Source organism: Gracilibacillus salitolerans (assembly GCF_009650095.1).
In the GTDB taxonomy this organism is placed as follows: domain Bacteria; phylum Bacillota; class Bacilli; order Bacillales; family Amphibacillaceae; genus Gracilibacillus; species Gracilibacillus salitolerans.
This window is the reverse complement of the sequence record NZ_CP045915.1, coordinates 3640571-3653492: the sequence shown is the minus strand read 5'-3', so window position 1 is coordinate 3653492 and position 12922 is coordinate 3640571. Positions and strand designations below refer to the sequence as shown.

At 36.4% G+C, this 12922-nt stretch carries 14 protein-coding genes; 9 read left to right on the top strand and 5 right to left on the bottom strand.

Annotated elements, in window-relative coordinates:
• Positions 1 to 152: 152 nt before the first annotated feature.
• The 5 genes from GI584_RS17545 (at position 153) to GI584_RS17525 (ending at position 4677) form a co-directional block, all read left to right on the top strand.
• Positions 153 to 965 (top strand): M15 family metallopeptidase, encoded by an 813-nt coding sequence (locus GI584_RS17545; RefSeq protein WP_153792024.1) that lies wholly within the window; start codon positions 153 to 155, stop codon positions 963 to 965.
• Between the two features lie 665 nt (positions 966 to 1630).
• Positions 1631 to 2491 carry a sporulation peptidase YabG gene (gene yabG, locus GI584_RS17540; RefSeq protein ID WP_100359504.1) on the top strand — a complete coding sequence of 287 codons (861 nt, stop codon included), beginning with the start codon at positions 1631 to 1633 and terminating at the stop codon, positions 2489 to 2491.
• Between the two features lie 72 nt (positions 2492 to 2563).
• Positions 2564 to 3949 carry a class II fumarate hydratase gene (fumC, locus tag GI584_RS17535; RefSeq protein ID WP_100359505.1) on the top strand — a complete coding sequence of 462 codons (1386 nt, stop codon included), beginning with the start codon at positions 2564 to 2566 and terminating at the stop codon, positions 3947 to 3949.
• A gap of 93 nt (positions 3950 to 4042) precedes the next feature.
• Positions 4043 to 4246 (top strand): alpha/beta-type small acid-soluble spore protein, encoded by a 204-nt coding sequence (locus GI584_RS17530; protein WP_018933661.1) that lies wholly within the window; start codon positions 4043 to 4045, stop codon positions 4244 to 4246.
• 176 nt (positions 4247 to 4422) lie between these two features.
• Positions 4423 to 4677, top strand: a complete 255-nt coding sequence (locus GI584_RS17525) for a hypothetical protein (RefSeq protein ID WP_194842028.1) — start codon at positions 4423 to 4425, stop codon at positions 4675 to 4677.
• A gap of 120 nt (positions 4678 to 4797) precedes the next feature.
• Here GI584_RS17525 and GI584_RS17520 read toward each other — a convergent pair whose 3' ends face one another.
• The 4 genes from GI584_RS17520 to GI584_RS17505 all read right to left on the bottom strand — a co-directional run bounded on the left by GI584_RS17520 (position 4798) and on the right by GI584_RS17505 (position 8663).
• Positions 4798 to 5898 (bottom strand): ABC transporter ATP-binding protein, encoded by a 1101-nt coding sequence (locus GI584_RS17520; RefSeq protein ID WP_153792023.1) that lies wholly within the window; start codon positions 5896 to 5898, stop codon positions 4798 to 4800.
• A gap of 157 nt (positions 5899 to 6055) precedes the next feature.
• Positions 6056 to 6952: a PucR family transcriptional regulator gene (locus GI584_RS17515; RefSeq protein WP_100359507.1), complete on the bottom strand. Its 897-nt coding sequence runs from the start codon at positions 6950 to 6952 to the stop codon at positions 6056 to 6058.
• A 237-nt stretch (positions 6953 to 7189) separates the two neighbouring features.
• Positions 7190 to 7378: a hypothetical protein gene (locus tag GI584_RS17510; protein ID WP_100359508.1), complete on the bottom strand. Its 189-nt coding sequence runs from the start codon at positions 7376 to 7378 to the stop codon at positions 7190 to 7192.
• A gap of 43 nt (positions 7379 to 7421) precedes the next feature.
• Positions 7422 to 8663, bottom strand: coding sequence for a YheC/YheD family protein (locus GI584_RS17505; RefSeq protein WP_153792022.1), 1242 nt, complete (start codon positions 8661 to 8663; stop codon positions 7422 to 7424).
• A gap of 92 nt (positions 8664 to 8755) precedes the next feature.
• Here GI584_RS17505 and GI584_RS17500 point away from each other — a divergent pair, with 92 nt between their 5' ends.
• The 4 genes from GI584_RS17500 (at position 8756) to GI584_RS17485 (ending at position 12571) form a co-directional block, all read left to right on the top strand.
• Positions 8756 to 9880: a DUF445 domain-containing protein gene (locus tag GI584_RS17500; RefSeq protein ID WP_194842027.1), complete on the top strand. Its 1125-nt coding sequence runs from the start codon at positions 8756 to 8758 to the stop codon at positions 9878 to 9880.
• Positions 9881 to 9973: 93 nt separating this feature from the next.
• On the top strand, positions 9974 to 10321 hold the full coding sequence (locus GI584_RS17495) for a YlbF/YmcA family competence regulator (RefSeq protein WP_153792020.1): 348 nt from the start codon (positions 9974 to 9976) through the stop codon (positions 10319 to 10321).
• Between the two features lie 98 nt (positions 10322 to 10419).
• Positions 10420 to 11319 carry an ABC transporter ATP-binding protein gene (locus GI584_RS17490; RefSeq protein ID WP_153792019.1) on the top strand — a complete coding sequence of 300 codons (900 nt, stop codon included), beginning with the start codon at positions 10420 to 10422 and terminating at the stop codon, positions 11317 to 11319.
• Positions 11312 to 12571: an ABC transporter permease gene (locus tag GI584_RS17485; protein WP_153792018.1), complete on the top strand. Its 1260-nt coding sequence runs from the start codon at positions 11312 to 11314 to the stop codon at positions 12569 to 12571. The genes GI584_RS17490 and GI584_RS17485 overlap by 8 nt, the downstream gene beginning before the upstream one ends.
• 63 nt (positions 12572 to 12634) lie before the next feature.
• Here the strand turns inward: GI584_RS17485 and GI584_RS17480 are convergent, their stop codons facing one another.
• Positions 12635 to 12919 (bottom strand): hypothetical protein, encoded by a 285-nt coding sequence (locus tag GI584_RS17480; RefSeq protein WP_153792017.1) that lies wholly within the window; start codon positions 12917 to 12919, stop codon positions 12635 to 12637.
• Positions 12920 to 12922 lie beyond the last annotated feature (3 nt).

Genomic DNA, 12922 nt, shown 5'->3' with positions numbered 1-12922 from the left:
AGTTTCAGTTGTTAAAACAGGTGTAATGACTAGTCTTTCTTTCCTTTAAGACCTATTTTTAGTTTCCATCATCCTATATGGTTTCTAATGCAGAATATGTTATAATGGTAGGAGTGTAACGTGTTTAGTTGTAATTAGGAAGGGTTTTAAAAATGAAAAAAACGGTAATTTTTATCATGTTGACCGCCTTCTTAATTGGATGTCAGCAAGAAGATTATTTGGCAAATCAATTAGAGAAAAGAAATGTTCAACATGATTATAAAAAGGAACCTGAAGCTTTTGTTCCAGCAGACGATACAGAGGAGACAGAAGAAAAGGAAGAAGAAAATCAAAATCAAGAAGAAAATCAACAGACTGATGAAAATGCCAATGATTCATTGACGGTTATAGATGATCCTAACAGTGTATCACTTGTTGTCAATAAACAACGAAAATTACCGGACGGATTCGAACCAGATGATTTAGTAGAGGCGGATGTTCCTTACCATGCAGCAGAAGGAGATCCAAAACGTTTATTACGAAAAGTAGCAGCAGATGCGTTGGATGCCCTTTTTGTAGCTGCTAAGGAAGATGATTTAGATCTTGTAGCGGTATCCGGTTATCGCTCATATGATCGTCAAAAACAAATATATGAAAGTAATGTGGCTACGAACGGTCAGGCGCATGCGGATAAATTTTCAGCCAAACCTGGAACAAGCGAGCATCAGACAGGATTAGCAATGGACGTTGCCTCCGCAGCACTAGTGGCAGTTTTGGAACAAAGCTTTATTGAAACAGATGAAGGACAATGGTTGGAAGATCATGCACATGAACATGGGTTTATTATTCGTTATCCTGAAGGCAAAGAAGACATTACTGGATACAGTTATGAACCGTGGCATTTACGTTATGTTGGCAAAGAAATAGCAACAGAAATTTATCAAGCGCAAATAACACTAGAAGAATACTTTGGACTTTATCCATAAACCAAGAAGTTTGAGCTTCTTGGTTTTTTTAATTAAGTAAAAAAATGTGCGCATAATCCATAAACTGCGAAGTAACAGTCATGTGGGTTTGCTTTCTTCCATTCTTTTGGAGTGGAGTGTAAGTTCGTCGCTGCGGAAAAATACTCCCTTTCCGGGGGCACGGCTTCAGCTTCCTCAGCAGAAAACCGCTGCCTGCGGGATCTTCAGCTCGCGCTGGTCCCCCAGGAGTGTCGCATTTTACCGCAGCTCAGAATAGTGTTCTGATAAAGTAACAGAAAATCCTAAGAATATAATTCCATGAGTTTTATCCTCAAAATAATCAGTGCTACACTACCAGTGGAGGCAAGATACGCAGACTCCTACGGGACCAGCACGTGTCCGAAGACCCCGCAGACAAGCGTTCTTTGCTTGTTGAGGAGGCTGAGGCCGTGCCCGTGGAAAGCGAAGTATCTTGCCGGAACGTATCATAGCACTTATCTTTAATCAGAATGGAAAAGAGCAATTCTGATTTTTCATTAGTTCGCAGTATGTATCTATTTCGAATTGGGATGGAGTGTGTTGTAAGGATTGTGCTTGGGTTTTGATGTTACCAATATTTAATGTTATTCACCAAAATCGTTAGCTTTACATAGCCTGTAGTAGCAAGCTCATTATGGGGTGATTTGGTGAAGCTGATGACAGGAATGCTTGTGACACGATATTCTTACAAACATGATATCGTTTTTCGTATCAAAAATATAAATGGTGATAAATTATTACTACACGGCGAAGATTTAAGACTGGAAGCAGACGCTCCTATCGATGATGTTCGCATTTTACCGGAAGATGATATCAGGAAAAGACAAGATGAAATAAAAGAAAAAGAAGAGTATTCATATCGTCTTTTTCGTCAAGATTATCAGTTAATGAAAGAAAAAAAAGATTATGAACATAAAAAAATAGAGCCACGTAATATTCAACGATTTCAATTACCAGTAAAAGTATTACACATTGATGGTGATCGACTGTATTTAAAAAAATGCATTGAATTATATCAGCGGCTAGGATTGCAAGTGCATGGTGTGTATGTGCAAGAAAAGGAATTACCTTTTGAAATGGAAGACCTAGTTAAAAAAGTACAGCCTGAGATTATCGTTATTACAGGTCATGATGCTTATTCAGATTCAAAGGGCAATAAAAAAGAATTGTCTGCGTACCGTAATACCCGATTTTTTGTGGAAGCTGTACGCCAAGCGAGAGCATGGTCTCCCAATCTGGATCAATTGATTATTTTTGCAGGGGCATGTCAATCACACTTCGAATCACTAATTCGCGCAGGGGCTAATTTTGCAAGCTCACCAGATCGCGTCAATATTCATGCGTTAGATCCCGTCTATGTTGTAGCGAAAGTAGCCTACACACCTTTTATGGATAAAGTGAATGTTTATGATGTGTTAAAAAACACGCTCACTGGTGAAAGAGGGCTCGGTGGAATGGAAACAAAGGGGCTTTACCGTACTGGTATACCATATGTAGAGACAAAATAGCTTTTGTCTCTATTTTTTTATTCTTTTTTGATACAATAAAGAGGAAGATTACATAAGGGAGAGAAGTGTATAATGGATTATCGTACTGAACGTGATACTATCGGTGAAATGAAGGTTGCGATTGATAAGTATTGGGGAGCACAAACACAGCGAAGTAAAGAAAACTTCCCAATCGGTAATGAAACTATGCCAAAAGAAATTATTGAAGGTTTTGCGATTTTAAAAAGAAGTGCTGCTATTGTAAATAGTGAATTAGGTTTAATGGAAGATTTGAAAGCGGATGCGATTAAATTTGCTGCAGACCGTATTTTAGCTGGGGAATTATATGAGCATTTCCCGTTAGTAGTTTGGCAAACAGGAAGTGGTACACAATCAAATATGAACGTCAATGAAGTAATTGCCTATGTAGGAAATCAGTGGTTAAAGGAACAAAATAGTGATGTAACGTTGCATCCAAATGATGACGTTAATAAATCACAAAGTTCCAATGACACCTACCCAACTGCATTACATATTGCCGCTGTTCGTAAAATGGAGGACGTTGTCTTACCTGCGTTAGCAACATTAAAAGAAACGCTAAAAGAAAAGATGGAAGCATTTGAAGATATCGTTAAAATCGGTCGTACTCACCTTCAAGACGCTACACCACTAACATTAGGACAAGAAATTAGTGGTTGGCACCGTATGTTAGAAAAAACAGAATCGATGATCGTAGACAGCATTCCATATGTGAAAGAATTGGCTATTGGTGGTACTGCAGTTGGTACTGGATTGAATGCGCATCCTGAATTTTCAGAGCGTGTGACTGAGAAAATCAGTGAATATACAGAAAAAGCTTTTGTTTCCGCATCGAATAAATTCCATGCGCTTACAAGCCATGATGAATTAGTTTATGCACATGGAGCACTAAAAGGACTTGCTGCAGACTTAATGAAGATTGGGAACGATGTACGCTGGTTGGCAAGTGGGCCTCGTTGCGGCATTGGTGAAATTACGATTCCTGCAAATGAACCAGGAAGTTCCATTATGCCTGGGAAAGTTAATCCGACACAGAGTGAAGCAATTACAATGGTGGCGACACAAGTGATGGGGAACGATGCAACGATTGGTATTGCTGCAAGTCAGGGTAATTTTGAATTAAATGTTTTTAAACCAGTTATTGCGTATAATTTCTTGCAATCTGCACAACTTTTAGCAGATAGTATGTTATCGTTTAATGACCGTTGTGCTGCAGGAATTGAGCCAAACCATGAGCAAATCGAGAAGAACTTAAACGATTCGCTCATGTTAGTTACAGCACTTAATCCACATATCGGATATGAAAATGCAGCGAAAATTGCCAAACAAGCCTTTGCAAATAATACTACATTAAAAGAATCTGCAGTCGAATCAGGGTTATTGACAGCCGAACAATTTGATGAATGGATTAAGCCGGAAGAGATGACATATCCAAAATAATCGAATTGGAATAGTTGCTAGAAATTGCTAAGAAAATAAAAGCATATTGATCTCCTTTTTGTTCACAATATGGTGTACAGGAGGTGATCAAAGATGGCGACTAACAATTCAAATCAATTAGTTGTTCCTGGAGTAGAGCAAGCACTAGATCAAATGAAATATGAGATTGCACAAGAATTTGGTGTAAACTTAGGTGCAGATTCTACTTCTCGTGCTAACGGTTCAGTTGGTGGAGAAATCACAAAACGTTTAGTAACAATGGCTGAACAACAATTTGGTGGAAACCAACAACAATAATTGAATAATAAGAAGAAGGAGACGCTTATTTAAGTGTCTCCTTTTTTAAACATTACGAAAATATAAAAATTTGGATCAAGATAAAAGATGCGAAGGAAAAAATTGTGAGTTAGAAATATAAGTGAAACTTGGACGATAATCCGAGTTTTTCTAATGAATCATTCCGGAGGATATGTATGTATATTTGTTATCTATGTAATGGCTTAGAAAAAATGGAGCATAGATGTCCGGTATGTGATGCGCATATGTTAGATGGAGGAAAGGTTGTCGATTACTATGATGATTATGCGCCGTATATTGAAATGAATGATGCGCAACTGATTGATGGTATACCTAATTCCAGTGCATCACATCAGTGTGTACATGTTGGCGTTTGTTCAGCTTGTAATTATACCGTGGAGCTTGTTGTCTATGAACAAGAGTTGTCCTGATAGTTTGAATGAAAGATAAAATCAATCGAAGCTAGACATCCGCGCAACTTTTCTTGTCTATAAATAAAAACCCGTTTCGAAAGTTTTATCGAAACGGGTTTTATTACATATTTTATAAAATTATTGAATACGTTGTTCGTTATCTTTATCGAAGAAGTGACATTTGTGCATGTCAAATGCAAGATCGATTTTTTCGCCACCGTGGATATCCGTACGAGAATCAACACGTGCAACGAATTCTTGACCATTAACTTCAGAGTAAAGGTAAGACTCAGACCCCATTAGCTCAGATACGTCGATAGTAGCTGTGATTTTTTTACCTGGGTTTGCATCTAAGAAGACAGGCTCATCATGGATATCTTCTGGACGTACACCTAGTACTACTTCTTTACCGATATATCCTTGCTCACGAAGAAGTTTCATTTTACCTTCTGGAACTTCAACTTTTGTATCACCAAGCGCAATTTTACCTTCTTCTAATGTACCGTTAAAGAAGTTCATAGCTGGTGAACCAATGAAACCACCAACGAAGATGTTATTTGGTTTGTCATATACTTCTTTAGGAGCACCAACTTGTTGGATAATACCATCTTTTAATACAACAAGACGAGTTGCCATTGTCATCGCTTCTGTTTGATCGTGTGTAACGTAAATAGTAGTTGTTTGTAAACGGTGGTGAAGCTTTTGGATTTCCGCACGCATTTGCACACGAAGTTTCGCATCCAAGTTTGATAAAGGCTCATCCATCAAGAACACTTTAGCATCACGTACGATTGCACGACCTAATGCAACACGTTGACGTTGACCACCGGAAAGTGCTTTCGGTTTACGATCTAAGTATGCTTCCAAACCTAGAATACGAGCTGCTTCTTTTACACGACGCTCGATTTCGTCTTTTTTGAATTTACGAAGTTTTAGACCAAATGCCATATTGTCATATACGTTCATGTGTGGATATAATGCATAGTTTTGGAATACCATCGCGATATCACGGTCTTTAGGAGCAACTTCATTCATCAATTTGTCATCGATGTAGAACTCTCCACTAGAAATTTCTTCAAGACCTGCAATCATACGAAGTGTAGTTGATTTACCGCAACCAGATGGACCTACGAATACGATAAATTCTTTGTCTTTAATTTCAAGGTTGAAATTGTCAACTGCTTTCTCGTCACCTTTTGTATAAATTTTGTCAATGTTTCTTAATGATAATTCTGCCATTGTGTATTCCCTCCTAATATGTTGAAAGCGTTTCATCTATGTCTATTAGTTTACTAGTAAAACACCTAAACGTAAATAGAAAGCGTGCACAAAAAAAGCTACCCTATTTGTGCACGGTTACAAAAGCCCGTACGTAAAATGAAACAATCTCCTGATTTTACCATTTTGTCCGCATTAGCAGGCATAGATAAACAGCAATTGCTCCATCGAATTGTTTCACATCAATTCCTGTTTTTTCGATGAATTTGTCCACTCGATATTGTAAGCTGTTGCGGTGCATGTACATTTTTTTTGCTGCTAAGGTTGTATTAGAGTTTGATTCCAAAAAGACTTGAACCGTTTTTAATAATTCTTCATCATTTTTTACGTCGTTAAGGATAGAATTAGTAATCATCTGCTGTTCCTTGTCACTGATGTCATGTAAAAACAGGTAAGGAATCGCTTCAATATAATGCAAAACATCATGATTATGCCATCTGGTTAAGTGGTAACATTTTTTGATCCATCCATAGAAATCAAGTGCTTGTTGAATATGAAGTAATGTTGGTCCGACAAAAAGCTTTATGTTCATATAAAAATCAGTAGTCAACACTTCGATGATCTCTGAATAAGATACAAAATCCTCCATTGTTTGTGCTTCTTCCTGAATGATTACTCCTTCATGGTTGTTTTCCCAAAGGATAGATGTTTTTTGCGGGAACAAACCACGAATCGCTTCTCGAAATGATTCAGGATCAATCGACTCATCTGATAAGGAAAAATAAACAAAATGAAAGGGAGAAAAATCATCTTCCATCATTTTTTTAGGGATTTCCTTTTGAAATAAAATATCCATCCATAATTTCTCGCGTTCCGTTGTAGGTGGTTGACTAGCTTTATACGGCGTCAGTAATATTTCTAATATTTTTGTTTCTCGTTCTGTTAATTCATCCTTCGGTACGCCGATAATGTCATTTTCGTTTGTGACGTACCATTTATACGTAATCGTATCCATTTTTGTCTCGTTTGTATTCGTAACTAAATTAGGAAACATTTGTTGAAGTTGTTCTAACATCTTTAAGGCCTCTTTCATTGAAAAATCTTTTTCATCTATTATAACAAAGAATCAGTGCAATAACCTTTATCTTCATAAAAATACACACACTTTTCAAAGAGTGTGTGTTTCAATTATTATAAAAAAATATATCTAGTTCCGTTCGCCAACTGATTCGTAAACTCACCGTGATTCCTTTATCTCAGCAAAAGGAATGAAATTAAAGTCCTCACTTTGCATGCCGCTGCTCTGCGCTTATTATTCATCGTCCGTTTCAGCAGGAAAAGGTTGTTTTTCTTTTGGTAACTTTCTTGCTTGTTCGATTTGCATCCGGCCATGTATAGAATATGTCGTACCACCAGCCATACCTTCATTAATCATTCGATCAACATCGACTTCATACTTTTCACGTGAGTCGGTTTTTTGGTTTGACGAAGGTTTTGCCATGATTATCCCTCCTCTAATCATAGCTTAAACCAAAAAATGAAAATCATTCAGAAACAATGGCTAATGAGAATTGAAATAAAGATGTAAAATATTCTTGTGTTTTATCTGCAAAAGCCGGATGAGTTAACACTTGCCAGTTTGGCTTTGCATGTACTTCTAATAACCACAGTCTTTGTTCTTTGTCCATACCAATATCAAAACCTAATTCTCCAATTGTACCATCCAACATATTTTCTAATACTTTGCTTAATACTAAAGCTAATTCTTTTACTTTTTTTATGATATGATTTTCTATTTGTAGTGTAACTGTATCGAACAATTCATTGCTTGTATTTTTTCTACCATATAAAAAGGAGACTTGCCAATGCTTCGTTTTATTCGTATGCACTCTTAAATAAAAGGGATCTCCTTGATGTTGTCTTAAATCTATCGCATCCTGCAACACATATTGTCGGAAGCCATTAGGGAAATACGTCTGCCTAAATTGTTCAAGATTTTTATAATATTGCCGGTTTTTATGATTGTATGTGACAAAAATAAGGTCATCTACTTGTTCTAAATAGAAATGATTCGTGTCATCCCCTTTCACAGCCATAAGATTAATCGGGTGTTGGAAGAGTTTATGCTGAACTGTCTGTATCGAAGGGTGAAAAGTGGTATCAGGTAGAAGATAATTGACTCTTTCATGATTCATGATATCATCATATACTTGCCATTTGTTAAAAAAATCAGGATTAAATATAATAGAGTCTGTGGTCAAAGATTGTTTTATTTTTTGGATCTTTTTGTGTGACTCGATTTTGCGATTAGGTATTCGGTTATAGATTACAGAAGGTATACTTGTTTCAATCGTTTTCCATTGTTGTTCTTCCCAAACAAATCCTGTTAAACTATTTGTTTGAAGATAGACGTGATGATAGGAGAAAAAGATCGTTTCAAATCCTTTTTGTTGACCGACGCTAGCCATTTCCTGATATAGTCGTTCATAGGATGTTTGATGAGGCGAACGATGGATGAAAACACCGAATGGATAGTAAATGTGGCAGGTGTGGTCATCCGTCTCCAAAATAATTTGTGCATGGTTGATTAAATGAAGTTGATTCATAATCGAAGAAGAAAGGTAAATAGTGTCCGTGTTATTGTGATGACTTAAGATGTCACAGGAAAGGCTTTGTAAGCCATGCTGAATTACAGAAACATGTTGTAAATGATAGTAAGCCTTAATAGGTATAATCATTCTGTTTTTGTTATTAGGGTAGACTTTTATTCGGAATGTCTGTCGCATGTTGACACCTGCTTTCTTCATGTAAGCTAATTCATTATATGCAGCCAAAAGGTGTACTATACTTTTGCAAAGCGGAAAGGAGGAAAGAAAGGGTGGAAGACCTAATTACAATACTTGTCCTGGTGGTCATTGGTGGTTTCATTGGTGGTTTAACGAATTCCATTGCCATTAAGATGCTATTTCGACCTTATGAGGCAAAGTATATCGGTAAATGGAAAGTTCCTTTTACGCCTGGGGTAATTCCGAAAAGGCGTGATCAATTAGCCAAACAACTTGGGCAATTGGTCGTCAATCATTTAGTAACGGTAGAAAGTATTCAATTAAAATTGCAAGATCATGGATTAAAACAACAAGTACAAAAGAAGTTCAATAAAGAATGGGAGCATTTCCTTGCACAATCTATAACCATCAGTCAACTTTCAGAAAAGTTTCAATTAGATCTTAATCCAGATCAGGTAAAAAGAATGATTGCAGACAAAGTCATGGAGCAAATTCGTAACTTTTTGCAAAAAAGTAAACAAAAACCGCTTCAGCATTGGCTTGGTCAGACGGTAACAGAGACAGATTTGGAAAAAGCATCTAAGATTTTGCAGGATAAAGGAATCGATTTATTAAATAATGAAGAAACGCGTCACAAGATAGAAGTCGTGATTAAGCATTATGCTGAGTCCAAAGGGTTCTTGGGAAATATGGTATTATCAATGTTCAGTAGCGAAGAATTAGCTCTGAAAGTCCGACAATTAGTTATCGATTATTTACGTTCAGAAGACGGCTACAGATGGATCCAGAAAGCTGTCAAAAAAGAATGGACGAACCTTCTGCAACAAGAAGTACAGATTATCGAGCCATTGTTTGAAAAGGAAGAGACTCAACAGTTATTGCACACGATGATTAACGATAATATACCAGTGGAAGAATGGTTGGAGAAGCCAATTCAGGAAATGGTGAGTCCTTTCTCCGAACAAATAAAAGAAAAGGTACTTCCGTTATTAGTCAATCAGCTATTTGCTAAATTGTTAGATAGTGTACCAAGTATGCTACAACAATTAGAAGTGGAAAAAATGGTGGAAGAGCAGGTAGCATCATTCCCAACTTCCCGAATAGAGCAGATCATTTTATCGATTTCCCGAAAAGAATTTAAATTGATCACCTATTTAGGTGCTTTATTGGGTGGTTTTATTGGGTTATTTCAGGCGATTCTCTTTATCGTCGTTTAAATCTTTGTTATAGTGGTAAAGTACATGTAGAACATATACATGATATGAAGAGCAACTTATGAATGACGTAACTATTTAGGAGGATTTTATTTTATGTCAAACGTCTATGACAGTGCAAATGAGCTTGAAAAAGCTATTCAGGAAAGCGAGGAATTCAAGGATTTAAAAACCGCTTACGATAAAGTAATGGAAGATCCGAATTCCAAGCAAATGTTCGATAATTTCCGTAATACGCAGTTAGAATTGCAACAAAAGCAAATGCAAGGTATGGAAATAACAGAAGAGGAAGTAGAAAAGGCAAAACAAGTTGTCGAGCTTGTACAACAACATGAAGATATTTCCAAACTAATGGAACAAGAACAACGTGTGAACGCTTTGGTTAATGATATTAGTCGTATTATTACAAAACCATTAGAAGAATTATATGGAGCACAACAATAATTTTAGACATCATGAGTTACAGTTTTTACTGTAGCTCATTTTTATTTGAAACTTTTTATCTATAGCATACGTAATTATAAGTGGAAGGAGTGAAGAATGTGACGTTAAAATTAGAGAATGTTACGAAGAGATTTGGATCATTTACAGCTGTTGATGATTTATCAATTGAAATTCCCGAACAGAATATATTTGGTTTTCTTGGTGCAAATGGTGCAGGAAAAACAACGACATTTCGAATGATCCTCAATTTATTAGATCAAACATCAGGGTCTATTACTTGGAATGGAGAAACAATCGACTACAGTAAAAGTGATGAAATTGGTTATTTACCAGAGGAAAGAGGTTTATATCCAAAACTAAAAGTTCGTGATCAATTAGTTTATTTAGGGAAATTAAGAGGCATGCAAAAGAAAGAAGTATTGGATGAATTGACAAACTGGCTAGATTATTTAAAAGTCCCACAATATATGGATAAGAAGGTAGAAGAATTATCAAAAGGGAACCAACAAAAAATCCAATTTATATCTGCTGTGATACATAAACCAAAATTGTTAATTTTGGATGAACCTTTCTCAGGATTGGATCCTGTTAATGTCGAATTGTTAAAAAAAGCAGTAATTGAATTAAAAAACTCCGGTACGTCGATCGTCTTTTCCTCACACCGTATGGAGCATGTAGAAGAATTATGTCAGTATTTATGTATGATGCAGCATGGAAAACCGATTTTACATGGCGATCTTCGAGAAATTAAAAGGTCATTCGGTAAGAAGAATTTATCGATACAAGCGGATTTTGATTTATCATTTTTAGAAAGCGTTGCTGGTGTTGTTAAAGTGAAATATTTTGGTGACGGTGTCCTTTGTCAAATCGAAAGTGAAGATGTCTCCCAACGCGTGTTGGAAGAAATATCCGGAAAAGGTTTTATCCGTAAATTTGAATTGGATGAACCGAGCTTGAATGATATCTTCATTGAGAAAGCGGGTGAGTCTTATGAATAAATTTTGGATTGTTTTTTCTCATACCTATTTATCAAAAGTAAAATCAAAGTCATTTATAGTCACCACTGCTATCATTCTAGCGCTAATTGTTTTAATGTCTAATATTCAATCCATTATAGGAATGTTTGATTCAGAAGAGGCAGACCAGGTTGCAGTTGTAACAGAACAAGAAGAAGTTTATTCACAATTGGAATCAAGGACGGAAGCGGACTTTGAATTAGATCGTTTTGATGGGACTTTAGAAGAAGCACAGGATGCAGTCCACGATGGTGAATATATTTCCGTGTTAGAAATAAGAGAGTCTGAGGAAGGATTACCTGAAGCCACTTACTATAGCAGAGATTATACAAGCCAAATGGCGCAAAATACGTTGGAAAATCAATTGCAACAAATAAAAGTAGAGATGGCTACTAATCAATCAGGTATTGATCCTGCAGTGATTGCCTCGATCTATGAACCTGTTCATTTCGAGAATGAATTAATTGCTACAGGTGACGGAGAGGTAAGTGACGTAAAAACAGAAGAAGAATTAAACGGAGCTCGTGGCCTTGTTTATGTAATTTTATTTTTACTATATATGGCAGTCATTATGTATGGAAACATGATTGCGATGGACATCGCCAATGAAAAAACCTCAAGAGTAATGGAAATCTTAATTTCAAGTTCCTCACCAGTCAGTCAAATGTTTGCTAAAATTTTTGGGATAGGTTTGGTAGGCTTAACCCAAATGGTTCTTCTGTTAGGAACAGGTTACTTCGTAATTATGCAGAAGCAAGATGAATTGATCGGTGGTTTCTTCGAATTTTTCGGACTATCTGATGTCAGCATTTCTACATTTATATACGCGATCATCTTCTTTTTGTTAGGGTATTTCTTGTACGCGACTTTATCAGCAATGTTAGGGTCATTAGTAAGTAGAACGGAAGATGTACAGCAATTGATGACGCCTGTCACATTTTTAATTATTGCTGCATTTATGATTTCGATGGTCGGTTTAAGTATGCCGGAATCAACGTTTGTCGTTATTTCATCGTATATCCCATTCTTCTCTCCAATGGTAATGTTCTTACGTGTGGGATTATTGGACATTCCATTCTGGGAAGTAGGATTAAGTATTCTAATTTTAATTGCTACAATTGTAGTGTTTGCAATTATTGGAGCTAAAATATATCGAGGCGGTGTACTCATGTACGGTACATCCACCTCCTTAAAAGACTTCAAAAAAGCACTACAGCTATCGAAAAAAGAATAGTATTAGGAAGAAGCTATTTCGAATAAGCGAAATAGCTTCTTTCGATTTGCTCGGCTACTTTAATCAGAGTTGATAGTAAATCCCGAAAGTTGATAGAAAAGCGCTCGAAGTTGATAGTAAATCCTGAAAGTTAGTATGGATGTGATTTTTATGGAGAATTTCGGATAGACGTAAAGGTAATTGTTGAGCAGGAATCATATCTGGATGTTTGAAATTAAGGTTTGCATTCGGGTGAGTAAAGACAACGATTGGATGAATAGGGGGAAAGGAGAAGCCGTGTAAACTAAGCAGTGCCTCTAGTTTTTCTGGCTGGAATTTTGCCTGTAAAAGTGGATGATCATAAATCACTAT